Annotated in this window: 21 protein-coding genes; 10 read left to right on the forward strand and 11 right to left on the reverse strand. The window is 69.3% G+C overall.

Annotated features, from left to right (window positions below):
- Window positions 1-4 precede the first annotated feature (4 nt).
- Complete coding sequence (locus tag QCD75_RS07440; protein ID WP_301227174.1) at window positions 5-1528, reverse strand: SulP family inorganic anion transporter; 1524 nt, start codon at window positions 1526-1528, stop codon at window positions 5-7.
- A gap of 128 nt (window positions 1529-1656) precedes the next feature.
- Between QCD75_RS07440 and QCD75_RS07445 the strand changes: the two genes are divergently transcribed.
- Window positions 1657-2664: a bile acid:sodium symporter family protein gene (locus tag QCD75_RS07445; RefSeq protein WP_301227175.1), complete on the forward strand. Its 1008-nt coding sequence runs from the start codon at window positions 1657-1659 to the stop codon at window positions 2662-2664.
- Window positions 2665-2685: 21 nt separating this feature from the next.
- On the opposite strand, the gene QCD75_RS07450 is transcribed toward QCD75_RS07445, so the two are convergent.
- From QCD75_RS07450 to QCD75_RS07460, 3 genes are all read right to left on the reverse strand, one after another.
- Window positions 2686-3258 carry a LacI family DNA-binding transcriptional regulator gene (locus QCD75_RS07450; RefSeq protein WP_301227177.1) on the reverse strand — a complete coding sequence of 191 codons (573 nt, stop codon included), beginning with the start codon at window positions 3256-3258 and terminating at the stop codon, window positions 2686-2688.
- A 172-nt stretch (window positions 3259-3430) separates the two neighbouring features.
- Window positions 3431-3958 (reverse strand): GNAT family N-acetyltransferase, encoded by a 528-nt coding sequence (locus QCD75_RS07455; protein WP_301227179.1) that lies wholly within the window; start codon window positions 3956-3958, stop codon window positions 3431-3433.
- Between the two features lies 1 nt (window position 3959).
- Window positions 3960-5957: an FAD/NAD(P)-binding protein gene (locus QCD75_RS07460; protein WP_301227181.1), complete on the reverse strand. Its 1998-nt coding sequence runs from the start codon at window positions 5955-5957 to the stop codon at window positions 3960-3962.
- Between the two features lie 259 nt (window positions 5958-6216).
- Here QCD75_RS07460 and QCD75_RS07465 point away from each other — a divergent pair, with 259 nt between their 5' ends.
- From QCD75_RS07465 to QCD75_RS07495, 7 genes are read left to right on the forward strand one after another with little or no spacing between them, the layout of a single operon-like run.
- A complete protein-coding gene (locus QCD75_RS07465) occupies window positions 6217-7350 on the forward strand; it encodes an amino acid ABC transporter permease (RefSeq protein WP_301227183.1) in 1134 nt (377 codons plus the stop codon).
- A complete protein-coding gene (locus tag QCD75_RS07470) occupies window positions 7347-8207 on the forward strand; it encodes an amino acid ABC transporter ATP-binding protein (RefSeq protein ID WP_301227185.1) in 861 nt (286 codons plus the stop codon). The genes QCD75_RS07465 and QCD75_RS07470 overlap by 4 nt, the downstream gene beginning before the upstream one ends.
- Before the next feature lie 12 nt (window positions 8208-8219).
- Window positions 8220-9248, forward strand: coding sequence for an ABC transporter substrate-binding protein (locus QCD75_RS07475; protein WP_301227186.1), 1029 nt, complete (start codon window positions 8220-8222; stop codon window positions 9246-9248).
- Window positions 9245-10420: an LLM class flavin-dependent oxidoreductase gene (locus QCD75_RS07480; RefSeq protein ID WP_301227188.1), complete on the forward strand. Its 1176-nt coding sequence runs from the start codon at window positions 9245-9247 to the stop codon at window positions 10418-10420. Before QCD75_RS07475 ends, QCD75_RS07480 begins: the two co-directional genes overlap by 4 nt.
- Entirely contained in the window at window positions 10404-11297 is an 894-nt protein-coding gene (locus tag QCD75_RS07485) for a DUF1684 domain-containing protein (protein WP_301227190.1), read from the forward strand. The genes QCD75_RS07480 and QCD75_RS07485 overlap by 17 nt, the downstream gene beginning before the upstream one ends.
- Window positions 11294-12538: an LLM class flavin-dependent oxidoreductase gene (locus QCD75_RS07490; RefSeq protein ID WP_301227192.1), complete on the forward strand. Its 1245-nt coding sequence runs from the start codon at window positions 11294-11296 to the stop codon at window positions 12536-12538. The genes QCD75_RS07485 and QCD75_RS07490 overlap by 4 nt, the downstream gene beginning before the upstream one ends.
- A gap of 10 nt (window positions 12539-12548) precedes the next feature.
- Complete coding sequence (locus QCD75_RS07495; RefSeq protein WP_301227194.1) at window positions 12549-13991, forward strand: NtaA/DmoA family FMN-dependent monooxygenase; 1443 nt, start codon at window positions 12549-12551, stop codon at window positions 13989-13991.
- A gap of 204 nt (window positions 13992-14195) precedes the next feature.
- Here QCD75_RS07495 and QCD75_RS07500 read toward each other — a convergent pair whose 3' ends face one another.
- A complete protein-coding gene (locus QCD75_RS07500; RefSeq protein ID WP_301227196.1) occupies window positions 14196-15179 on the reverse strand; it encodes an ABC transporter substrate-binding protein in 984 nt (327 codons plus the stop codon).
- 257 nt (window positions 15180-15436) lie between these two features.
- On the opposite strand from QCD75_RS07500, the gene QCD75_RS07505 reads away from it, so the two are divergent.
- Together QCD75_RS07505 and QCD75_RS07510 are read left to right on the forward strand one after the other, a co-directional pair.
- Window positions 15437-15946 carry an SRPBCC family protein gene (locus QCD75_RS07505; RefSeq protein ID WP_301227197.1) on the forward strand — a complete coding sequence of 170 codons (510 nt, stop codon included), beginning with the start codon at window positions 15437-15439 and terminating at the stop codon, window positions 15944-15946.
- A 9-nt stretch (window positions 15947-15955) separates the two neighbouring features.
- Complete coding sequence (locus tag QCD75_RS07510) at window positions 15956-16564, forward strand: DUF6919 domain-containing protein (protein WP_301227199.1); 609 nt, start codon at window positions 15956-15958, stop codon at window positions 16562-16564.
- Window positions 16565-16943: 379 nt separating this feature from the next.
- On the opposite strand, the gene QCD75_RS07515 is transcribed toward QCD75_RS07510, so the two are convergent.
- From QCD75_RS07515 to QCD75_RS07540, 6 genes are all read right to left on the reverse strand, one after another.
- Window positions 16944-17267: an antibiotic biosynthesis monooxygenase gene (locus QCD75_RS07515; RefSeq protein WP_301227201.1), complete on the reverse strand. Its 324-nt coding sequence runs from the start codon at window positions 17265-17267 to the stop codon at window positions 16944-16946.
- Window positions 17268-17498: 231 nt separating this feature from the next.
- Window positions 17499-19019 (reverse strand): aldehyde dehydrogenase family protein, encoded by a 1521-nt coding sequence (locus QCD75_RS07520; protein WP_301227203.1) that lies wholly within the window; start codon window positions 19017-19019, stop codon window positions 17499-17501.
- Window positions 19016-19786, reverse strand: coding sequence for an HD domain-containing protein (locus QCD75_RS07525; protein WP_301227205.1), 771 nt, complete (start codon window positions 19784-19786; stop codon window positions 19016-19018). The genes QCD75_RS07520 and QCD75_RS07525 overlap by 4 nt, the downstream gene beginning before the upstream one ends.
- Before the next feature lie 41 nt (window positions 19787-19827).
- The gene (locus tag QCD75_RS07530; RefSeq protein ID WP_301227207.1) at window positions 19828-21174 is read right to left on the reverse strand and encodes an NAD(P)/FAD-dependent oxidoreductase; all 1347 of its coding nucleotides are present in this window, start codon (window positions 21172-21174) and stop codon (window positions 19828-19830) included.
- A 2-nt stretch (window positions 21175-21176) separates the two neighbouring features.
- The gene (locus QCD75_RS07535; protein WP_301227209.1) at window positions 21177-21497 is read right to left on the reverse strand and encodes a 2Fe-2S iron-sulfur cluster-binding protein; all 321 of its coding nucleotides are present in this window, start codon (window positions 21495-21497) and stop codon (window positions 21177-21179) included.
- A gap of 47 nt (window positions 21498-21544) precedes the next feature.
- Window positions 21545-22318, reverse strand: coding sequence for an SDR family NAD(P)-dependent oxidoreductase (locus tag QCD75_RS07540; RefSeq protein WP_301227210.1), 774 nt, complete (start codon window positions 22316-22318; stop codon window positions 21545-21547).

A 22318-nucleotide genomic window follows, 5' to 3' on the forward strand; every position in this document is an offset into this window, starting at 1 on the left:
CGGCCTAGTCGCCGGAGCCGAGCTTTCCGGCGAGGCGTTCGCGCATCAGGAGGCTGGCGTCATTGAGGCCCACGACGTCGACGGTCTTGCCGTGGTGCCGGTACTTCTCGGTGATGGCATCGAGCGAGGCGATCGTGGATGCATCCCACAGGTGGCTGGCGTGCATGTCGATGACCACCCGGTCCGGATCCAGGGCGTATTCGAACTGGGTGTAGAGGTCGTTCGATGAGGCGAAGAAGAGTTCGCCGTCGACTGTGTAGGTGGCGACCGGGCCGCCGTCGACCTCTGCCACGGTGCGGTCCACCGTGACGAAGTGCGCGACGCGGCGGGCGAACATCACCGTCGCCACCAGCACGCCGACGCCGACACCGATCGCGAGGTTGTGCGTCGCCACGGTGACGCTCACGGTGGCCGCCATCACGAGCGTTTCGCTCTTGGGCATTGCCTTCAGTGTGGACGGCCGGATGCTGTGCCAGTCGAACGTGGCCACGGACACGAAGATCATCACGGCCACGAGGGCGGCCATGGGGATGAGGGACACGATGTCGCCGAGGGCCACCACGAGGATGAGCAGGAAGACGCCGGCCAGGAACGTGGAGATCCGGGTGCGGGCGCCGGAGGCTTTGACGTTGATCATGGTCTGGCCGATCATCGCGCAGCCTCCCATGCCGCCGAAGAATCCGGTGACGATGTTGGCGACACCCTGGGCCCAGGCCTCGCGGGTCTTGTGGGAGCGGGTGTCCGTGATGTCGTCCACGAGTTTCGCGGTCATCAGGGATTCGAGCAGCCCCACGAAGGCCATCGCCAGGGCGAAGGGGAAGATCACCTGCAGCGTCTCGAGCGTGAAGGGGACGTTGGGCACGAACAGGGACGGCAGCGAGTCCGGCAGTGCACCCTTGTCCCCCACCGTGGGGACGGCGGCGGAGGCCAGCACGGTGACGAGCGTCAGGACCACGATCGCGACGAGTGGGGCCGGCACAGCTTTGGTAAGCCGGGGCAGGCCGAAGACAATGACCAGGCCCGCCGCGGTGAACGGATAGACCAGCCAGGGGACGCCGATCAGCTCGGGGACCTGGGACATGAAGATCAGGATGGCCAGGGCGTTGACGAATCCCACCATGACCGAGCGCGGGATGAACCGCATCAGCTTCGCGACACCCGAGAGGCCCAGGATGATCTGGAAGATGCCGGCCAGGATCACCGCGGCGACGAGATAGTCCAGGCCGTGGGACTTCACCAGCGGGGCGATCACCAGGGCGACGGCGCCGGTGGCCGCCGAAATCATGGCCGGGCGGCCGCCGACGAAGGCGATCGTGACCGCCATGGTGAAGGAGGCGAAGAGCCCGATCCGGGGGTCGACGCCGGCAATGATCGAGAAGGCGATTGCCTCGGGGATGAGTGCCAGCGCGACGACGAGCCCGCCAAGGACCTCGGTCTTCAGCCGGCGCGGGGAACGCAGGGTGTCGCGGACGGACTGGAGCTGTTCCGGGGTAAGGGCCGGGGTGGTTCCGGCGGGTTGGGTGGCCATTCCGGCAACTTTACCGGCAGGGAACGGGGGGCGTTCCGCGCACCGGACACCGCAAAGAAATCTGACGTATTTGCGGGCTGAGCGGTCACGAACTGGCTTCGGAGCGGCCGCAGTGGCACCATGCTTGGATGCTTGAGGCAACCAAATCCCCGAAGTCCGATCCCGAGACCAGCACCGTCGCCGTCCCGGCAAATCCCGCCCTCGCCGCCGAGGCCAAGATCGCCCGCATTGCGGTGACAGTATTCCCGCTGCTGGTCGTCATCGCAGGCGTCGCCGGGTACCTGCTGCCGGGCGCCTTCAAACCGATGGGGCCGAGCGTGCCGTACCTGCTGGGCATCATCATGTTCTGCATGGGCCTGACGCTGACGCCGCCCGACTTCGCCTCGGTGGCCAAGCGCCCCTGGGCCGTGGTCCTGGGCATCGTGGCGCACTATCTCATCATGCCCGGCGCCGGCTGGCTGATCGCCGTCGGCCTGAACCTGTCGCCGGAACTGGCGGTGGGCCTGATCCTCGTCGGCTGCGCGCCCTCGGGCACTGCGTCCAACGTGATGGCGTTCCTGGCCAAGGGCGACGTCGCCCTCTCGGTCGCCGTCGCCTCCGTGTCAACCCTGATCGCCCCGCTCGTGACGCCGCTGCTGGTGCTGTTCCTGGCCGGTTCCTACCTGCAGATCGACGCGGGCGGCATGGTGCTGGACATCGTCAAGACCGTTCTGCTGCCGGTGATCGCCGGCCTGCTGGCCCGGCTGTTCCTCAAGAAGCTCGTCGCCAGGGTGCTGCCGGCACTGCCCTGGGCCTCCGCCGTCGTCATTTCCCTGATCGTGGCGATTGTGGTGGCCGGAAGCGCCAGCAAGATCGTCGCCGCCGGCGGGATCGTGTTCCTCGCCGTGGTGCTGCACAACGGCTTCGGCCTGGGCCTGGGGTATCTGGCCGGCAGGCTCGGGCGCCTGGACGACAAGGCCCGCCGGGCGCTGGCGTTCGAGGTCGGCATGCAGAACTCCGGCCTGGCCGCCACCCTGGCCACGGCGCACTTCAGCCCGCTGACCGCGCTGCCCTCGGCCGTGTTCTCGCTCTGGCACAACATTTCCGGCGCGATCGTCGCGGCCTGGCTGGCGCGGCGTCCGCTGCGGGACGAGTAGGGGCGGGCGCCTCCCTGGCGCTTAGGCGGACAGCCGCGCGAGTAGCCTCGCGACCGCCTGCTCGAAAAATGTCTCCGCCCCGGCCGCCCCCGCAGTTCCCGGAGCCAGGATGTCGACACCGTCCGGCAGCGCCGAGTCCGAGAAAACCAGCAGGGCCACGCCGCGCTCGACGAGTTCCTTCATCGTCTCAAGGTCGCCGGCGGTGCGTTGCGCCGGTTGGGAGCCGAGGATGACGCCGTCGGCCCCGCCGGAGAGCATGAACTGCCGCCAGCTACCGCCCAGCAGGATGACGGGCTGGTAGCCGTGCCGGGGCAGGATCATGGCGCCTGCCGCAGCGAGCGCGCGGTCCCAGGCATCGTCGAGGTCGCTGATGGCCACGGCCACGACGTCGGTGCGTCCCCGCCGCATTCCGCGGGCCGCCCGGTTCGGCACATAGCCTAGTTCATCGGCCGCCGCATGAACGCGGTCCTGGGTGGGCTGGCTGATCCGGGTGTTGCCGCCGGCGCGGCCGGACAGCACGTAGGAGACGGTGGTCAGGGACACTCCTGCGGCCTCCGCGACGTCGCGGATGGTGGGCTTGGATCCGTGCCGCACTGATGACTCCCGGGTACGTCTGCGCCGCGGATTCGTGGCGATGGCTGAAAGGTTCGTTTGGGTGAACCCCCGGTCTGAACTCTAGCCCTCACACCAACGCGGGGTCACTTATCGCCCATCCCGGGCCTCCGGACGGGCGCTAAGTGACCCCGCGTTGGTGGGTTTTAAGGGTTTACCGGGGGAGGTCCTTGGTGAACGCCAGCGGGCCGATGGTTTCCGGATCGGCGCCGAGGTCGAACTGGGCCTCATAGCCCGTGTTGAGGTAGAGATGCTTCGCCTCGGGCTGCCGCGGCCCGGTGGTCAGGTAGACCTTCCGGTAGCCCCGGCGGGCCGCCAGGGCCTCGAGTTCCGCGAGGACGAACCGGGCCAGGCCGCGGCGGCGGTGCGCGGAGTGGGTCCAGATCCGCTTGAACTCGGCGGTGTCCGGCCCGTGCCGGCGGAAGGCCCCGCCGGCGACAGATGCGCCGTGCTCCTGCACGATCAGCAGCGCACCGTCCGGACCCGCGAATTCCCCGGCCGGGTAGCGGTTGAGCTCCTCGGCGGCGGCGCCGCGGCCGAAGAGGTCCCCATATCGGGTGTCGTATTCCACGGCCAACTCGTCCAGGAGCGGCCGGACGCGGGGATCGTCCATGGGCAGCTCCAGCACCGTGAGCGCCCAAGGGCGCAGGGGCGCCGGAGCCGGGATGGTTTGCTGGTTCATGTCAGGCCTTTCCCTGGCTGGTGGCCGGCGCAGACCGCACTGGCGCCGGATGGACTGCCCCGGTTTCGGGCCGCTCCGGACGGCGGGGAGCCCCGGCCAGGACGGTCAGGATGCGCCGGGCGATGGCGTCGTTTTCGCGGAACGGCGCCGCGTTCGTGCCGGGCCTGGCAAAGGCCCCTGCGCCCCAGCCGGAGGTTCCGGGTCCCACACCGAACAGCCGGGGGCGTCGTTCCCCGACCGGGCTGAGCAGCTCGTGGTGGTCCGAGACCAGCAGCCGCCCGGTGGAGTGCAGGCCGTCGGCGCTCAGGAGCTGCTGCTCGGCGCCGAAGCCGGAGCGGTGCAGCTGGCGCAGCAGCGGGTTGGCCGACCGGGCCACGGACGGTGCCGGAAGCCGGGCCTCGATCAGCGCGGCGGCGCGGACGATGACCCCGCCCCGGGCCGAGGTGGCGACGAACCGGCCGGATTCCTCCTCGGCACTGATCTCCAGCCCGGGGCCGATAAACCGCAGGACTCCGGCTTTGTGCAGGGCCAGCATCTCGCGGAGCCGGCGCGGCGGCGGTCCGGAGTCGACAAAGCTGAAGAACCCGTGCCACCAGCCGTGGACCGCCCGCTGCGAGCGGGAGTTCAGGCGCTCGGGCGGCACGAGGCGGCCCAGCTCCATGTAGACCTTGAGCAGCGCGGTGAAGAGAGCCAGGGTTTCGGAGTGGTCCGGCCCGGTGCGCAGCCGGAGGTCGTGCTCGATGTGGGCCGTGACGGCGGCTTCGATGTCCGCCGGGCCGGTGAATTCCCGGCCGGCGAACGGGTGGTCCAGCTGCTCGAGGTCCAGGTGCAGGCCCTCGTCCGGGACCGCCGCGGCCACCAGCCGGGTGCGCTCCGGGCTGTACCAGTCCACGGCGTCGAAACGCTTGGCGAACTCGGTCCAGCCCAGGCTGGTGCGCTCCGGGTAGCCGGTGAACAGCTCCCGGTAGTAGCCGTAGCCGGTGTCCTTGGCGATCAGCGGCCAGAGCTGGCTGCGGAAATCCAGCTCGCCGTGTTCGGCCAGGAGGGCAGCCACCGCCTCCGCGGTGAAGTAGCGCGGGGCCCCGGCGGGTTCGCCGCGCAGCTGCGAGGAAATCTTGGAATGGTAGGGCACTCCCCGTCGGGATCCTGCCCAGATCCGTGGTTCGGCGCCGGACGGCAGGTACGCCAAGCCGCCATCGGGCCGCTCCTCGAACCGTCCGCCCCGGCCCTCCATCAGCAGGACCAGCAGGTCCACGAACGCCAGGCCCATGCCGGAGACGATCACGTCCTGGCCCGGGGCGACCGGTGAATAGTCGACGTCGGTGGTGTAGCTGGGCGCCGCATGGAACCCGCCGTGCCGGGCGGCGAAGTCCGCCCACGCCGCGGACTCCGCGCCGGGGAGCGAGTCCGTGTGTCCCAGGGCGGTGACCACGACGTCGGCCGCGAGCGCCGCGCCGCCGGCCAACCGCACGAGGTACCCGCCGCCGTCGTGCTCCCCTGCGGTGGTGGGGACGGAGTCGATGCTGACCGCGGTGTCCTTGTGGACGGTGACGGTGGCGTCCGGGCCGAGCCGGGCCACCGCGTGCCGGAAGAACCATTCGAGGTAGGCGCTTTGGAGCTGCCGGGTGGGGAAGGTGGCGCCGGAGAGCTCCTTAAGCTGGCGCCGCAGCTCCGCCGGCAGTTCCGGGACGTCCGCGATGGAGCCGTCCAGGACGCCGGCGGCCCAGTCGGCCAGAGCCGGACCGTCCGCCACGGGACCCCCGCAGGACACCGACGAGTCGGTGAACATGGTGACGTCCGCCGCGGCCGAGTTGAGCATGAGGCCAGGATGCTGTTCGTAGCGCCAGATCCGCCCGGAGCCCGCGGTGTGCGGCTCGATCACGTGGACGTTCACGGGGGCATCGAAGAGCTCCGGCCGGTTGGCCGCCAGGCGCTCCAGGATGCCGGCCGCGCGGGGGCCGCCGCCGACAAAGACCACAGTAGGGGCATTCGCTGGCATGGGGCTCCTCCTCGGGAAGGCACACTTCGGGTGCTTCAGGGCCCCCATGCTAGGCAGGTCCGGCGGCACCGGTCGAGGCGCCGGTCACGGCTGGTCACCCCGCGTCACGGCGCGTCAAAAAGCGCAAAAAACCGACTCATGACGCCGCAAGAAGCCCCGTGAACGAATGCAACAACCCGCCTTGCCGGGCCCCGGGGGCGCCCCTAGATTTGCAGGAATCCCGACCCCTACGAAGCAACTGGAAGAAGCGAGGTGGCGCATGAGTCCGACAACCAAGGTGGCCCAGTCCGCAGCCGGGCCGGCGTCCGCCGGCACATCAACCACACCCACAACCGGCGACACTGATGCCGTGACCGAGGCGGCCGCGGCGGTTGCTGCCGGTTCGGCGGCGGCGGTCACCGAGGGATCCCTGGGCGGATCCGCCGGCGCGTCCGGGGGCGGATCCGGGGCAGCAAACCGCGGCCCGGCCACCGACTACGCCGAGTACCGGGTGGTTCCGGCACGGCACCCCTGGCGCTGGGTGGGCACCGCAGTGGTGGCCCTCGGCGTCGCGGGCATTGCCTGGTCACTCGCCACCAATCCGCGCTGGGAGTGGGGGGTCGTGGCGCAGTGGTTCACGGCGAAGTCGATCGTGGACGGACTGCTGGAAACCCTCAAACTGACCGCCATCTCCGGCATCCTGGGCTTCATTCTGGGCTTCATCCTGGCCCTCATGCGGCTGTCCGCGTCCCCGCTGCTGGTGTCCGTGTCCTGGACCTTCTCCTGGATCTTCCGGTCCACTCCCCTGCTGGTGCAGATGCTGCTCTGGTACAACCTCGGCTACCTGTACGAGAAGATCAGCCTCGGCATCCCCTTCACCGATGTCCGGTTCTTCGAGATCCAGACCACCACGCTGATCAGCCAGTTCGCGGCGGCGGTGCTTGGCCTGACCCTGAACCAGGCGGCGTACTCGGCCGAGATCATCCGCGGCGGCATCCTCTCTGTGGACCAGGGCCAGCTGGAAGCCGCCTCGGCGCTTGGCATCCCGGCCTGGCGGCGCTCCACCCGGATCGTCCTGCCGCAGGCCATGCGCGCCATCCTGCCCACGGCCTTCAACGAGATCATCGGCCTGGTCAAGGGCACCTCCATCGTCTACGTCCTGGCCTACTCCGAGCTCTTCTACACCATCCAGGTCATCTACAACCGGACCCAGCAGGTCCTGCCGCTGCTGCTCGTGGCAACCCTCTGGTATGTCGTCATCACCTCGGTGCTGAGCGTCTTCCAGTACTACATCGAGCGGTACTACTCCAAGGGCGCGGTCCGCACCCTGCCGCTGACCCCGCTGCAGAAGGCCTGCAGGTTCCTGTCCATCCACGCCCTCTCTGCCGACAACTCAGCAAAGGTCACCCGATGAGCATCATCGCCACCGACATCCCCGCAGCCACCGGCGGCGCCGGCGTCCCCGCTGCCGGACCTACCCGCGGCCTGGTGGAAATCACCAAAGTCCGCAAGTCCTTCGGCGCCGTAGAGGTCCTCAAGGGCATCACCCTGACCGTCGAGCCGGGCGGCGTGGCCGTGATCGTGGGCCCTTCCGGTTCCGGCAAGTCCACCCTGCTGCGCACCATCAACCACCTGGAAAAGGTCGACGGCGGCTTCATCGCCATCGACGGGACGCTGGTGGGCTACGAGGTCCGCGGCAGCACCCTCCACGAGCTGAGGGAAAAGGACGTCCTGAAGCAGCGCACCGAAATCGGCATGGTGTTCCAGAACTTCAACCTGTTCCCGCACCTCACAGCGCTGGAAAACGTGACGGAAGCACCCGTCGTCGCCCCGCGCTCCGGAAAGCCGCGCCTCTCCAAGGCACAGGCCCGGGAACGCGGCCTGGAACTCCTGGACCGAGTGGGCCTGAAGGACCGCGCCGGCGCCTACCCCCGCCAGCTCTCCGGCGGCCAGCAGCAGCGGGTGGCGATCGCCCGCGCACTGGCCCTGGAACCCAAGATCCTGCTCTTCGATGAACCCACCTCGGCCCTGGACCCGGAGCTGGTCAACGAGGTCCTCGACGTCATCCGCGGACTCGCCAAGTCCGGCACGACGCTCATCATCGTCACCCACGAGATGGGCTTCGCCCGCGACGTCGCAGACACCGTGGTCTTCATGGACCAGGGCCAGATCGTGGAACAAGGCAGCCCGCAGGACATCTTTTCCAACCCGCGCGAAGAACGCACCCGGAGCTTCTTCTCCAAGGTCATCGAACCCGCTTTCAACATCTAAGGAACACCCGTCATGGCAAACCCCAGCACCCGACCGTCCCGTTTCCGCAAACTCACGGCGCTTCCCGCCGTCGCCGTCCTCGGCGCTCTCTCCGGGACGCTGGCGCTGAGCGCCTGCTCCGATCCGGGCGCCGCGGCGGCAGGTGCGCAGCCGGCCACGACGGCGGCCAGGAACGGCGTCGTCTACAACACCTCCCCGGACCAGCAGCGCATCCGTGCGGAGAAGGACCCGGCCCTGGCCGCAGAGGTCCCCGAGCTGATCAACAAAGACGGCAAGCTGACGGTGGCCACCACCGCCGGCTCCATCCCGCTGTCCTTCCACGCCAGCGACGACAAGGCCCCGATCGGCGTCGAACTCGATATCGCCCAGCTCGTCGCGGACAAGCTGGGCCTGGAACTGGACGTCCAGGTGACCTCGTGGGAAAACTGGCCGCTGAAGACCCAGTCCGGCGACTTCGAAGCCGTGTTCTCCAACGTGGGCATCAATGCCGCCCGGGTGAAGCTGTTCGATTTCTCCAGCTACCGCGCCGCGTACATGGGCTTCGAGGCGAAGAAAGACTCCAGCTACAACATCAGGGGCTCCGACGACATCTCCGGGCTGAAGATCTCGGTGGGCTCCGGCACCAACCAGGAGAAAATCCTGATCGCGTGGAACCAGGAACTCGAAGCCAAGGGGAAGGCTCCCGCAGTCCTGCAGTACTACTCCTCCGACGCCGACACCATCCTCGCGCTGTCCTCGGGCCGCACCGACCTGAACATTGCCCCCTTCCCCTCCGTGACCTACCGCGAGAACACCCGCGATGATCTGAAGGTGGTGGGCCAGGTCAACGCCGGCTGGCCGTCCGAGACCCTCGTGGCCGCGACCACCCTCAAGGGCAACGGCCTGGCCCCTGCCATCACCGACGCGCTGAACTCCGCCATCAAGGACGGCTCCTACGGCAAGGTCCTTGAGCGCTGGGGCCTGTCCGAAGAGGCCCTCCCGGAGTCCAAGACCGTGACGGAGTCGAACTTCGGGACCCCCCAGGCAGGGAAAACACCGTGAAATTCCAGGTCCTGGACATCATTCCCCACCTGAAGAACCCGGTCACTGGGGAGATCGTTTCCACCGCCGACCGGCTCAACCAGGTGGTCCGGACGGCGCAGCGCGCCGAGGAACTCGGCTATGACAGCTTTTCCGTCGGGGAACGGCACGCCGGCGAGTTCATCTCCTCCTCCCCCACTTCGGTGCTGGCGGCCATCGCCACGGTGACCAGCACCATCCGGCTGCAGAGCGGCGTCACCGTGCTCTCCGTATTGGATCCGGTGCGGGTGGCCGAGGACTACGCCACGATCGACCAGCTCAGCCGCGGCCGGCTGGAACTCGTGATCGGCAAGGGCAACGAGGTGCTGCAGTATCCGCTCTTCGGCCTGGACATCGACGACCAGTGGGAGCTGCTGGCGGAAAAGTACGGGCTGCTGCGGCGGCTCTGGACCGAGGAGAACGTCACCTGGTCCGGGAAGTTCCGCCCGGCGCTGACCGAGCCGACCACCACGACGCCGCGTCCGTTCGCCGGGGCGCCGCGCGTCTGGCACGGCTCGGCGACCAGCCTGACCTCAGCCGCGCTGGCCGCCAGCTGGGGCGACCCGCTGTTCACCGCCAACGCGATCCAGCCGCGCGAGAACTACGCCGTGCTGATCGAGCACTACCGCGCGGAGTATGAACGCCACGGCCACGACCCGAAGCACCAGTATCTGGGCTCGGGCGCGGGTGCCGGCGGGGTGTTCATCGCGGACACCACGCAGGAGGCGAAGCGGCAGTTCGGCCCGGTCTATGAGGCGCTCACCGCCGGCCGCAATGTCCCCGGGAACAACTCGCCGTACCGGGACATCGACCACGCCGTCGCCGAAGGCCCCGCGCTGGTGGGCAGCCCGGAACAGGTGATCGACAAGATCCTCAGCTACCACGAGCTCTACCGGCACGACCTGCAGTCCATTGCCCTGCCCACGACGCAGCCCTTCGAGCAGCAGCTGGAAATCCTGGAGCGGTTTGCGCTGGAAGTCATCCCGGCGGTCCGTGCCGCGGCGCCGACCACTCTCTGGGGCGAGGGTGATCCCTTCGCCGGCCGTCCGGCAGTCGGGTTCGCTGGCAAAACAGCCGCCACCGAACCCGGCGCCGCCGCCGGCATCACCGCCGACCACACCAGCCACAGGAGCGCCCATGCCTACGCCCACTGAAACCGCCACCGCCGTTGCCGCCGAATCCGCCGCGGAGGCATTCGCGGCTGAGGCATTCACCGCCGACTGGGCCGCCTGGCACGCCGCCCATGAGCGCCACCGGGCGGACCCGCACGGCTTCCTGGCCGTCACCCACCTGCACTGGCTCGACGCCTCCCCCACCCGGCTCGACGGCGCGCCCGGCACCTGGAGTGTGGAGAACGACGTCGTCCGCCTGGTTCTGCGGGCGGGCGAACGCGTCCTCCGCGACGGGCAGGAACTCAACCCCGACGGCACCGGCGCCACCGTCTTCCTCGGTCCGGTTTCCGAGCGTGAAGGGCTCAACCTGCGCGTGGACGATGCCGGCGCCGGGCACACCGTGATCGAACTCGCCAAACGCGGCGGCCACTATGTCGTGCGGCCGCGGCATCCGCTGCATCCGCTGCTGACGAGCTACCGGGGAACACCCGCCTACGCACCGGATCCTGAATATTCCGTAACGGGCATATTCGCGCCCTTCCCGGAGCCGTGCAGTACCACGGTCGGAGCCGCCGTCGAGGGGATCCGGCACGTCTACGAGGCGCCCGGCGAGCTCCGTTTCCGGCTGGGCGGTCAGGACCTGGTCCTCACCGCCTTCAACGGGCACACCCCGGGCACCCTGTCCGTGCTGTTCACCGACGCGACGTCGGGCGCGACCACCTACGCGGCCAACCGCTCCCTCACCGTGGCGGCACCCGGCCCGGACGGCACCGTCACACTCGACTTCAACCGGGCCGTGAACCTGCCCTGCGCCTACACCGACTTCGCCACCTGCCCGCTCCCGCCGTCGGAGAACCGCCTGCCGGTTGCCGTCGAAGCCGGGGAACAGATTCCCTACGAACGTCAGGACGCATCATGAGCTCCACCCCCGATTCGAGTTCCCCCCGGCCTTCCGCCCGGGGCCGCGGCCTGCTGATCCTTGAACTCGACGGTGCGGGCGGCCACCCGGCCGCCTGGCGCGCCGCCCGCACGGCTCCCGCCGCGGTGCTGACCCCGGGCCGGCTCCGCGAGGTGGTCCTGGCCGTTGAAAGCGCCGGGTTCCACGCCGCCACCTTCAGTGATTCCCCGCTGGCAGATGATGACGGCGAACGGCCAGCCGACGCCGCTGCCCGGCTCAACGCCCTGCAGCGCGCCGCCTTCGCCGGTCCGGTCACGCGTTCCATCGCGCTGATCCCGGAGGTCGACACGGTCTACACGGAGCCATTCCATATCTCCACGCAGCTCGCCAGCCTGGATTATGTCTCCGGCGGCCGGGCCGGCTGGCTCGTGGCTGCCTCGACCAGCTCCGCCGATGCCGCCGCCGTCGGCCGCGAACCGGTCAGCGGCGGCCGCCTGGCGCAGGAGGCCACCGACGCCATCGAGGTCGGCCGCCGGCTCTGGGACAGCTGGGAGGACGACGCAGTGATCCGCGACGTCCCCACCGGGCGCTACCTGGACGTGCAGAAGCTCCACTACATCGATTTTGACGGTGGGAACTACTCCGTCAAGGGTCCCTCGATTATTCCGCGCCCGCTCCAGGGCCAGCTTCCCGTGCTGGCACCGGCCGGCCTGCTCGCGCCGGAGGTGCTCGCCGCAGGCGCCGTCGACGCGCTTCTGGTCTCCGCCCCGACCCCGGAACTGCTCGCCGCCGAACTCAAGGAAACACGGAAGGCCCTCGCCGCGTTCGGCGCTGCGGGGGGCCCGGCGCTCATCGCCGAACTCGACGTCGTCCTCGACTCCCGCGGGCAAGGCGCAGCCGCGAGGCTCGCCGCCCTGGACGCGCACACCCCGTGGGAAAGCCCGCGGGCGCGCTTCCTCGGCTCCGCGGCTGAGCTCATCGAACTGCTCACCGGCCTGCTTTCATCCCCCGCCGCCGGCGAACGTGCCGCTGCCGAGGGCATCCGCCTGCACCCGGCCGTCCTGGACACTGACCTCGAGGAACTCAGCCGGTTGGTTCTGCCGGAACTGCGCCGCCGCGGCGTCCTGGCCCCGGCGGGCCGGGACGGCACGTTCCGCGAGCAGCTGGGCCTGGCTCGGCCCGCCAGCTGCTACGCCCCGGCCGCCGCACGGGCAGCCGCCGCATCCGCCGCATCCGCCGCAACTGTCAACGCAGGAAACTAGGGAGAGAACCGTGACCCACACTACGAATCCGGACCGGGCATTCACGCCGTCCGGGCAGCTCCGCCTGGGCGTCTTCTTCCAGAGCGTCAACTCGGGAACCATCTGGAAATCGGCGGACTCCGGCTCCCAGACGGACTTCGAATCCTTCCTGCGGATCGCCCAGACCGCCGAGCGCGGGCTGTTCTCCGCGTTCTTCCTCGGTGAGGGGCTGCGGCTGCGCGAGCACCTCGGCCGCCCGCATGCCCTCGACGTCGCCGGCCGGCCCGACGCGCAGACCGCACTGGCCGCCCTCGCCGCCGTGACCACACACATCGGCCTGGTCGCCACCCAGAACACCACCTATAACGACCCGGCGGACCTGGCCCACCGGCTCTCCTCCCTGGACCTGATCTCCGGCGGCCGCGCGGCCTGGAACATCGTCACCACGGACAACGCCTGGACCGGGGCGAACTTCCGCCGCGGCGGCTACCTCGACCATGCAGACCGGTACGTGCACGCCGAAGCGTTCGTGGAAACGGCCAAGCGGATCTGGGACGCCTGGGACGACGGCGCCATCGCACCCTCGGCCTCCGCGGACCGCTGGGCCGCACCCGGCGCCGTCCGCCGGGTCCGGCACACCGGCCAGCACTACGCCGTCGACGTGACCCCGCGGCTGCCGCGCAGCGCCCAGTACCGCCCGGTCCTGTTCCAGGCCGGAGATTCACCCGACGGCCGCGACTTCGCGGCCCGCCAGGCGGATGTCATCTTCTCCGCGCACCCTCAGCTTGAAGACGCCCTGCAGTTCCGCAGCGACATCGTCGACCGAACGCTCAAGGCCGGCCGGGGCGCCAACGACGTCAAGATCATGCCGGCCAGTGAGTTCATCCTGGGCGCCACACCGCGGGAGGCACTCGAGAAGAAGGCCTGGGTAAGGGAGCTGCAGATCGGCCCGCAGCAGGCCATCGCCTACCTTGAGCAGTTCTGGGGCCGCGAGCTGCAGGGTTTCGACCCGGACGGCCCGCTGCCGGAAATCGATCCCGTGGTGGAGGAGACCTCCGAAACCCGCGGCAGCGGCTTCCACGGCGCGAAGGCCCGTCAGCTGGCGGACCAGTGGCGCGCGGAAGCCAAGGACAAGGGCCTCTCCATCCGCCAGTTCGTCTCCGCGAGGACCTCCCGCGGCGACTCCACCTTCACCGGTTCGTACGCGGAGGTGTCGGACCGCCTCGGGGAGTACGCCCGCACCGGGGCTGTGGACGGGTTCAACATCTCGCCCTGGCTCATCCCCAGCGGGCTGGACGACATCGTCAACCACCTGGTTCCCGCCCTGCAGGAACGCGGGGTGTACCCGGCGGAGTATGCCGGCACCACGCTCCGGGAAAATCTCGGGCTGGCCACCCCGGCCCGCCCGGATGCCACCGCTGACCCGGCCGGACCGGTCGATCCTGCGTCCAGGGCAGCAACGGCGAGGGCCTAGACGATGAGCGAGCAGGACTCCGGCACCGCCGTCGACGCCGCTACGGACAGCAGCGGCAACAGCCTCGTCCGGCTGCAACTGACCCTCTGGGAACAGCACCTCTAACACAACGCGGGGTCACATCGCGCCCATAATCCCCTTCGGGATGGGCGGGATGTGACCCCGCGTTGGTGGTTGCGGTTGGGTGGGCGTTTGCCCTGGGGGCTACTTCTTGGGCAGGCCCGCCGGGTTGACCTCGGACTTCGCCACGGCTTCGGAGCTCAGGCCCCAGCGGTCCAGGATCTTGGCGTAGCTGCCGTCCTCGATCAGGTGGTTCAGGCCGGCCGCGGCGGCCACCGCAAAGCCGTTGCCCTGCTTGGTGGTGGCGGCGATGTTCGCCTTCAGCGGCCAGCCGCCGTCGACAAGTCCCACGAGCTTGGTCTTGGCGTCCGAGGCGGCCTTGAAGGCCGCCGTGGCGTTCGGGCCGAAGGTAAGGTCCGCGCGGCCGGACTGCAGGGCCAGCTGGGAGGCGGAGTCGTCGTCGTAATACTGGAACTCGACCGGCTTCAGGCCCTTGGCCTTGTTCTCCTCATCCCAGCGCAGCAGGATGGACTCCTGGTTGGTGCCGGAGCCAACGATCACACGCTTGCCGGCGACGTCCGCGGCCGTCTCGACCTTGCTGATCGCGCTGTCGGCCTTGGCGTAGAAGCCCAGCTTGTCGTCGCGGTAGCTGGCGAAGTCGAACTTGAACTTGCGCTCCTCGGTCACCGTGACGTTGGACAGCACGGCCTCGTACTTGCCGGAGTCGACGCCGAGAGGCCAGTCTGCCCATGCGGTCGGCACGATGTCGGCTTCCAGCCCCAGGGTCTGCGCCAGCGCGACGGCGAGGTCCACTTCATTGCCCACCGGCGTCTTGTTGTCGGTGGCGTAGACAGCCAGCGGGGCCGCGAACGGGCTGACGGCGACGGTCAACTTCCCGTCCTGCTTGATCGCGTCCGGGACCAGCGCGGCGGCGTCCTTGTTGACCGTGACTTTGATCCGGTCCTGCTGCGGCGAGAGGTTGAACTGCTTGATGCCGGTGGCCGACGACGCCGTCGGGCTGGCGCTCCCGGCAGCCGCCGCGCCGGGATCGGAGCAGGCCGCGAGGCCCAGCAGGGTGGTGGCCGCGAGCGCCACGGTGACGCCGGATTTGAGCGGGTTTCTGGTCATTGTTCTCCCCTTGGAAGGCTCGGATGAAGTGCTGGTGCCAGCAACTATCCGGGCCGGCGGAATACCGGTCAAAGCGCCGTGAAACCAAGGGATACAGGGGGTCACCGGGGTTCATCCGGCGACTGCTGAGGTCCCACGCGGGGACCCAGTGTTACCCCAGATTGCCTGCCGTGACGCAGTGGGACAGAATTCTGCGCGGCCGGGCGCAACTGGCCTAGATTGCATGAGAAGCCCGCAGATCACAGGAGGTGTCGGACTTGTCGCTGACCACGCGCCGGACAACCCACCGGCTCACCATTGATGCACCGGCCCACCTCATCTTCAGCGTGCTGCGCGACTCCTCGCACTGGCCGTACCTGGACGGCCTTACCGTCTACTCCGAGCGGGTCAGCGGCGACGACGCCAGCCACGAACTCCGCACGTCCGTCGCGGCCAACGGCTCCCTGAACTCCAGCCACTGCCACCGCGTCTTTGACAGCGAGGGCCACCGCGCCGAGTTCCGGCAGCTCGGGCTGGAACATCCACTGCTGAGCCTCGGCGGCGGCTGGGCGATCTGCCGGGCGGAGGGGCTCTCCGAAGTCACGCTCAATCACGAGTTCGAGGTGGATGAGGAAGCCGGGGAGTTCCCGGAACTCATCCATCGCACCATCGATGAGTACAGCCGGCGGGAGCTGGAGGCCCTGCGCCTGAGCTGCGAGCGCCTCGCCGTGCTGCTGCGGCAGCATTCCGGGACCAGCCCCGCGGATACCAAGGCCAGGGAGGCGTAGCGTTCACATATGGCAGACGACAGATACACCACCGAACGTGACGCGTTCGGGCGGCTCCTGGCGGACCGTGAGGTCTGGCGGCAGGCGGGCACCATCCCGGCGGCCGGCGAGCTCACCGCGCGCTGGCTGGAGGGCCGGAGTGAATACCAGCCGGGAACCCTCACCCCCGGTTTCGACGACGAGACGAAAGCCATCGCCGGCGGGCTCGCGGAACTGAACCGGAACGGGCTGTTCACCAAGGAGTCACAACCCGGCGTGCTCGCCGGGGGGCACGCGCAGCGCGCCTACGTGACGGGGTTCTGCAGTGCCGAGTCAGCGGCGGCACTCCTGGAGCTCTCCGGCCGGACCGACCTCGTGACGGTGGCGCACGCCCCCGGCGAAGCCAGCCAGGCCGCCATCCCCGTGACCGTGCGGGACGGTGAAGTGGTGACGGTGCTGGGCAGCAGCGAAGGCCCGGTCGGCGACGACCAGCTCCGCGACTGGTCCGAGGAAGCCAACGAAACCCTCGCCCTGCTGCTGGCCGATTCCTGGTACGTGGAGGTCTTCGACCCGGTCTGGGGACGCAACAGCGCGCTCCTGCCCGAGGCACTCAGGGCGCTGGCCGGCGTCGGGTCATAGAACCCGGGCCGCCACCGTCTCCGTCAGTTGTCGCAGGTGCAGCGCTGGTCCTGGGGTACATCGGCCATGACCGAGTCGACATGCTCGCCGCAGCCGGCCCAGGTGATTTTTCCGCATCGGTTACAACGAACTGCAGCGCACATAGGATCTCCAAAATCGGGGTGCCGCGAATGCCGCACCTAGTACCCCCAATAATACCCCAGCGGGTATATCGAAGGGTCGCCGGCCGCAAGGACCGTTGGCCTGCCCCGGCGGCGGCTGCGCCGGCGAAGCCCCGCTCCCCCGATCCAAACCAACGCGGGGTCACATAGCGCCCGTCGGAGCGCCCCGGATGGGCGCGGAGTGACCCCGCGTTGGGAGGAGCCGGGGAACCGGGAGGCTAGGGGGTATCCCAGCCGATGCTGGCGGCCTCGTCCAGGGTGCGTGCCTCGAAATGCTCCAGCATCTCGCGCATGCCGTCCATGCTCTGCTTGAACATCTCGGTCGCCCGCCACGCTTCAGCCTGTTCCAGGGACTCCCACGGGCCGGTGCTGACGAACCGGTTCCGGACGTTACGGTCATGCATCAGCACGGCCTTCGCGTGCGGGAAGTCTTCCTGGGTCTTCCGGGCCAGATCCCGCCAGGCCTGCACGAAATCATTTTCCCGGCCCGGGTGTACCAGCCAGATTCCCAGCGTATAAACCGACACGTCGATCGCCTCCATAGTCTGCACGGGGTGGATACCCCCGATTATGGGCCGGGGCCGCAGCCGCCGGTAGGGCCGATCTACCCGATGCAGGGATGGCCTCCGGCGCCAGAAAGCCCGTGCGCAGAGGCAACGCGGGGTCACATCGCGCCCATCCGGGACCTCCGGATGGGCGCGATGTGACCCCGCGTTGCTGTTGGTGGGGCAGGACGACGGCGGGGCGGGACGGGGGCAGGACGACGGCGGTGGCTAGACCTTCCGGTGGATCGACTTGTAGCTCAGGTAGGCGTTGAGGCCCTCGACGCCGTACTCGGTGCCGAGGCCTGAGTCGTGCCGGCCGCCGAAGGGTGCCGCGTGGTTGGAGGCGAAGAAGTTGATGCCCACCGAGCCGGTGTCCATCCGGTCCGCCACGGCCAGCGCCGCCTCCGGATCGCCGCCGAACACCAGCCCGCCGAGGCCGAACTCGGTGTTGTTCGCCAGCTCCACGGCCTCATCGGCGCTGCCGCCGGCGTCGTTGTACTTCAGGATGCAGATGACCGGGCCGAAGATCTCCTCACGGGAGATCCGCATGTCCGGGGTGACGTCGGCGAACACGGTGGGTTCCACGAAGTACCCGCCCTCGAGCCCGCCGCCGAGTACCGCCGCGCGCCCGCCGGTAGTGGCGCGGGCGCCTTCGGCCAGGCCGGCGTCCACGTACTCCAGCACGGTCCGGTACTGCGACTCGGTGGCGCAGGGCCCGAAGACCGTGTCCGGGTCCAGCGGGTCGCCCTGTTTGCCGGCGGCGATGGTCCGGGTGACCATGTCCACTACTTCCTCGTAGCGGCTGGCGGGGGCCAGGATGCGGGTCGAGATGTAGCAGGTCTGACCGGTGTTGCGCATCGAGGAGCGGATCAGCACCTTGGACATCGCGTCCAGGTCCGCGTCCGGCATCACGATCGCGCTGGATTTTCCGCCCAGCTCCAGGGTGACGGGGCGCAGCAGTTCGCCGCAGGCCGCCGCGATTTTCCGGCCCACCGGGGTGGAGCCGGTGAAGGCGACCTTGTCCACGCCCGGGTGCTTCACCAGCGCATCGCCCAGCCGGCCGGAACCTGTGACGAGGTTGACGACGCCGGCCGGGACACCGGCGGCGGCGACGGCGTCGATGATCACCCGGAGCGACAGCGGGGTGGGCGACGCCGGTTTGATCACCACGGTGCAGCCGGCAAGGAGCGCCGGGGCGAGCTTGATGACCACGAGGTTGATCGGGAAATTCCAGGGGGCGATCAGCGCGCACACGCCGATGGGTTCGCGCCGAACCACGGATTCGCCGCCGCCTTTGGGGAACGGCCGCACGTCCTCGCGCTCCAGGTAGCCGGCGAGGGTGGCGAAGTAGCGGAAGATTCCCGCGGCGTTGGCGGCCGCCCCGTCGGATTCGGAGACGGGCGAGCCGTTCTCGCGGGTGTTCGTCAGCGAGAGTTCCCCGGCGCGCTTCTCCACTTCCTCGGCGATGCGCAGCAGGTACCCGGCACGTTCGGACGGCGCCAGCCGCGGCCACGCGCCGCCGTCGAAAGCCCGGCGGGCGGAGGCGACGGCGGCGTCCACGTCTTCGGGGGTGCCGTCCGGGACGGATCCCCAGACTTCGCCCGTGGCGGGGTCGGTGACCGGGTTGCGTCCCGTGCCGCGTGCGGGGGTCCAGGCGCCGTCGATGAAGATGTCGTCCACGTGCGTGTAGGGCAGCGTGAGTGCGGCGCGGGCGGCCAAGGCGGGGGCGTCGTGCGTGGCGGCAGTCACCGGATCACCGCCGTCTTGAGCAGCGCGGTGGAGCGGTTCAGGTCCGCCGTCGCCATGTCGTGGGCGGCCTGGGTGATGAGCTCGGGGATGATTTCGGTGGCCAGCCGGTCCGTGTAGGTGGCTGGATCCATCTTGAACCAGGAGGAGGCCAGGGCAATCCCCGCCTGGTCGAAGCGCCACAGCCGGTCGGCGTCGCGCATCAACGCGTCCTCCAGCGACTGCGCCACCGGGCGGGTGTCGTGGCCGTCGATGATCGCGCAGACACGCTCAATGAACTCCGCGGAGTAGCCCAGGCCCGGCAGCACCCGGCGGGCGACGCCGCAGCCCTGTTTTTCGTGTTCGTAGCGGATGGTGGCCTTGCGCCAGTCGCCGGTGAAGCCCTCGGAGATGATGCGGGATTCGTCCACGTGGGCCCAGCCGGTGTCGTGCAGCAGGGTGGCCACCCGGACCAGTTCGGCGTCGGCCTCGGGGTAGGCCCGGCAGAGCCGTTCGGCGAAGGCGAGGGAGATGGGCAGGTGGATGTCGTTGCCGCGGGTGCGGGTCTCGTGCACCACGGCCTGCCAGAGACTGTCGAGTTCCTCGAGCTCGGCTGGGGTGGCTGCGATCGGGGCGGTGTCTACCGGCCCCGGCGCGGGGACCGGCCGGACCGGGTACGCGGCGGCGAAGGCCGCAGCCGCAGCCGCAGCCGCAGGATTGTCGGTGCCGGTCGCGGCGCCGGTGCCGGTGCCGGCGTCGGCGTCGGCGACCGGGGTCTTGGGGGTGGTCATAATGCTCCTTCGGGTGGGGCCGACTCACTGTCTGGGTGGAGTTAGCTGTCCGTGGTGATCGTCTTGAGGGGTGTGGCCGGGTCCGCGGCGGCATCGGCGGGGATGTTCTTGCCTTTGGCGAGGGCGTTTTTCACGGCCATGAAGTCCAGCGGGGCGTTGACGCAGTCCGCGGCGATGACCTGGCCCTGGCGGTAGTAGAGGACGCTGAATTTTCCGCGTTCCTCATCGCGCCGCAGCACGGTCTGGTCGTAGCCGTTGCACAACCCGGCGATCTGCAGTTTGAGGTCGGCCTGGTTGGACCAGAACCACGGGATGCCGGCGTATTCCTCGCGCCGGCCGGTGAGCGAGTAGGCGGCCACTTTGGCGTGTTCAATCGCGTTGTTTACGCTTTCGAGCCGGATCCGCTCCCCCGGCGCCGAGCCGGGCACGGGGTTGGGCATGTTGGCGCAGTCGCCGATTGCCACCGTGGTGCCGTCCGAGGCCAGCGCGAAGCGGTCCACGACGATCCCGTTGTCCACGGTCAGGCCGAGCTGTTCGGCCAGTTGGGTGTTGGGGATGACCCCGATGCCCACCAGTACGATTTGCGCCGGCAGCACTGTGCCGTCCTGGAGTTCGACGCCGGCGACGGCCGTCTGTTTTTCACCTGCGGCGCCCCTCGCCGTGAAGCGTTTGGCGCTCGTGTTCAGCCGGATGTCCAGGCCGCGGGCCCGGTGCGCCTGCAGGAAGTACTCGGCTGTTTCCTCGCCGACGGCGCGGCCCACCAGGCGCGGACCGAACTCCAGCACGGTGACGTTCTTGCCCATCTTCTGCAGGCTGGACGCGGCCTCGAGGCCGATGAAGCCGCCGCCGATCACCACGACGTCCTGCGCGTCGCCCACCCTGGCCTTGAGTGCCAGGGCGTCGTCGGCGTTGCGCAGATAGAGCACGCCGTCGAGGTCCCCGCCCTCGATCTCCAGTTTCCGGGCACGGGCGCCGACGGTGAGGGCCAGGCGCTTGAAGGGGAACTGCCTGCCGGAGGAGGAGTGCGCCACCCCGGAACCGTCGGCCTCCTTGTCGATCTTGACGATGTACTCGCCCTTAACCAGGTCCACGTTGTGCTCGGCCCAGTAGTCGTTGGAGCGGAAAATCAGGGATTCGCTCTCAACTGTGCCCTGCAGGAACTCCTTGGACAGGGCAGGGCGCTGGTAGGGCCGGTGGTCCTCGTCACCGAGCAGGGTGATGTGCTCGTCGAAACCGAGCGCACGGAGGGATACGGCGAGCTGGACGCCGGACTGGCTCGCGCCGATGATCAGCAGGCCGGTGCGGGTGGTGCTGTCCGGCTGCGCTGCGGCGCCGGCGGCGGTCTGCGCTGCGGGGGCATGCTCAGTGGCGGCGGTGCGGGTGCCCATCACTACACCTGGGTTTCCGGTGTGGTGACGAACAGTTCGACCTCGTCCGTCAGCCGGAGCTGGCAGGACAGCCGCGAGTTGTCCTCGCGGTCCACGGCGGTGCCGTAGAGCATCTCGTCCTCCATGTCCTCCATCGGCGGGAGCTGCGCGAGGCAGTCCTCGCGGACAAAGACGTGGCAGGTGGCGCAGGACAGTGAGCCGCCGCATTCGGCCACGATGCCGGGGACGCCGTTGCGCACCGCGGTTTCCATGACGGAGTCGCCGGGGTTGCCCTGGACGTCGCGGACGGCGCCTTCGGCGTCGGTGAAATGAACCGTTGGCATTGGTCCTCCTTGGGGTTGAAGTCGGGAAGTTGGCAAAAAGGGCAGGGTCAGATGAACTGGCGGCCGCCGTCGACCACCATGGTCTGGCCGGTGTAGTAGGAACTGTCCGGCCCGGCCAGGAAGAGCGCCGCGCCCACAATGTCCTCCGGCTGGCTGGCCCGCTTGATCGCTCCGCGGTCCACACCGTAGTTCTCGGCGTTCTCCATCAGCCCGTAGCTGGCCTCGGTCAGCGTGAAGCCGGGGGCGATCGCGTTGACCGTGATTCCCCGCCGGCCCAGTTCCTTGGCCAACACCCGGGTCAGGGCCACCACGCCGCCCTTGGAGGCGACGTAGTGCAGCCACTGCTCCGAGCCGCTGAAGATCGTGGCGCTGGAGAGGTTGATGACGCGGCCGCCGTCCGGCAGGTACGGGCTCGCCGCGCGGGTGACGAGCCAGGGGCCCTTAAGGTTCACGTTCATGACCAGGTCCCATTCGGCCGGGTCGATGTCCTCGAACGGGCTCCGGGTCACCCCCGCGTACACCGCAGCGTTGTTAATCACGACGTCGATGCTCCCGTTTCCGAAGTCCGCGCAGCTTTTCGCGAGGGCTTCGGTGGAGTCCACGCTCGTGACGTCGGCGTGGAAAGCGGCCGCGTCGGCCCCGGTGTCCCGGACCAGCCTGGCGGTTTCCTCCGCGCCGTCGAGGTTCACGTCGGCCACCGCCACGCGGTAGCCGCGGCGGCCGAAGCCGAGCGCGAACGCCCGGCCGAGGCCGCCGGCGGCACCGGTGATCAGGACGGTGCGGGCCGGCTGGCCGGCACCGTCATATTCTGCAGCAGGCAT

This window comes from Arthrobacter sp. PsM3, assembly GCF_030433895.1.
Taxonomy (GTDB): Bacteria; Actinomycetota; Actinomycetes; order Actinomycetales; family Micrococcaceae; genus Arthrobacter.

Bases quoted from the DNA above. Each gene is read 5' to 3' on its own strand.
- QCD75_RS07440 (WP_301227174.1), bottom strand. From the start codon at position 1,528: ATGGCCACCCAACCCGCCGGAACCACCCCGGCCCTTACCCCGGAACAG.
- QCD75_RS07445 (WP_301227175.1), top strand. From the start codon at position 1,657: ATGCTTGAGGCAACCAAATCCCCGAAGTCCGATCCCGAGACCAGCACC.
- QCD75_RS07455 (WP_301227179.1), bottom strand. From the start codon at position 3,958: ATGAACCAGCAAACCATCCCGGCTCCGGCGCCCCTGCGCCCTTGGGCG.
- QCD75_RS07460 (WP_301227181.1), bottom strand. From the start codon at position 5,957: ATGCCAGCGAATGCCCCTACTGTGGTCTTTGTCGGCGGCGGCCCCCGC.
- QCD75_RS07465 (WP_301227183.1), top strand. From the start codon at position 6,217: ATGAGTCCGACAACCAAGGTGGCCCAGTCCGCAGCCGGGCCGGCGTCC.
- QCD75_RS07470 (WP_301227185.1), top strand. From the start codon at position 7,347: ATGAGCATCATCGCCACCGACATCCCCGCAGCCACCGGCGGCGCCGGC.
- QCD75_RS07475 (WP_301227186.1), top strand. From the start codon at position 8,220: ATGGCAAACCCCAGCACCCGACCGTCCCGTTTCCGCAAACTCACGGCG.
- QCD75_RS07485 (WP_301227190.1), top strand. From the start codon at position 10,404: ATGCCTACGCCCACTGAAACCGCCACCGCCGTTGCCGCCGAATCCGCC.
- QCD75_RS07490 (WP_301227192.1), top strand. From the start codon at position 11,294: ATGAGCTCCACCCCCGATTCGAGTTCCCCCCGGCCTTCCGCCCGGGGC.
- QCD75_RS07500 (WP_301227196.1), bottom strand. From the start codon at position 15,179: ATGACCAGAAACCCGCTCAAATCCGGCGTCACCGTGGCGCTCGCGGCC.
- QCD75_RS07510 (WP_301227199.1), top strand. From the start codon at position 15,956: ATGGCAGACGACAGATACACCACCGAACGTGACGCGTTCGGGCGGCTC.
- QCD75_RS07515 (WP_301227201.1), bottom strand. From the start codon at position 17,267: ATGGAGGCGATCGACGTGTCGGTTTATACGCTGGGAATCTGGCTGGTA.
- QCD75_RS07525 (WP_301227205.1), bottom strand. From the start codon at position 19,786: ATGACCACCCCCAAGACCCCGGTCGCCGACGCCGACGCCGGCACCGGC.
- QCD75_RS07530 (WP_301227207.1), bottom strand. From the start codon at position 21,174: ATGGGCACCCGCACCGCCGCCACTGAGCATGCCCCCGCAGCGCAGACC.
- QCD75_RS07535 (WP_301227209.1), bottom strand. From the start codon at position 21,497: ATGCCAACGGTTCATTTCACCGACGCCGAAGGCGCCGTCCGCGACGTC.
- QCD75_RS07540 (WP_301227210.1), bottom strand. From the start codon at position 22,318: ATGCCTGCTGCAGAATATGACGGTGCCGGCCAGCCGGCCCGCACCGTC.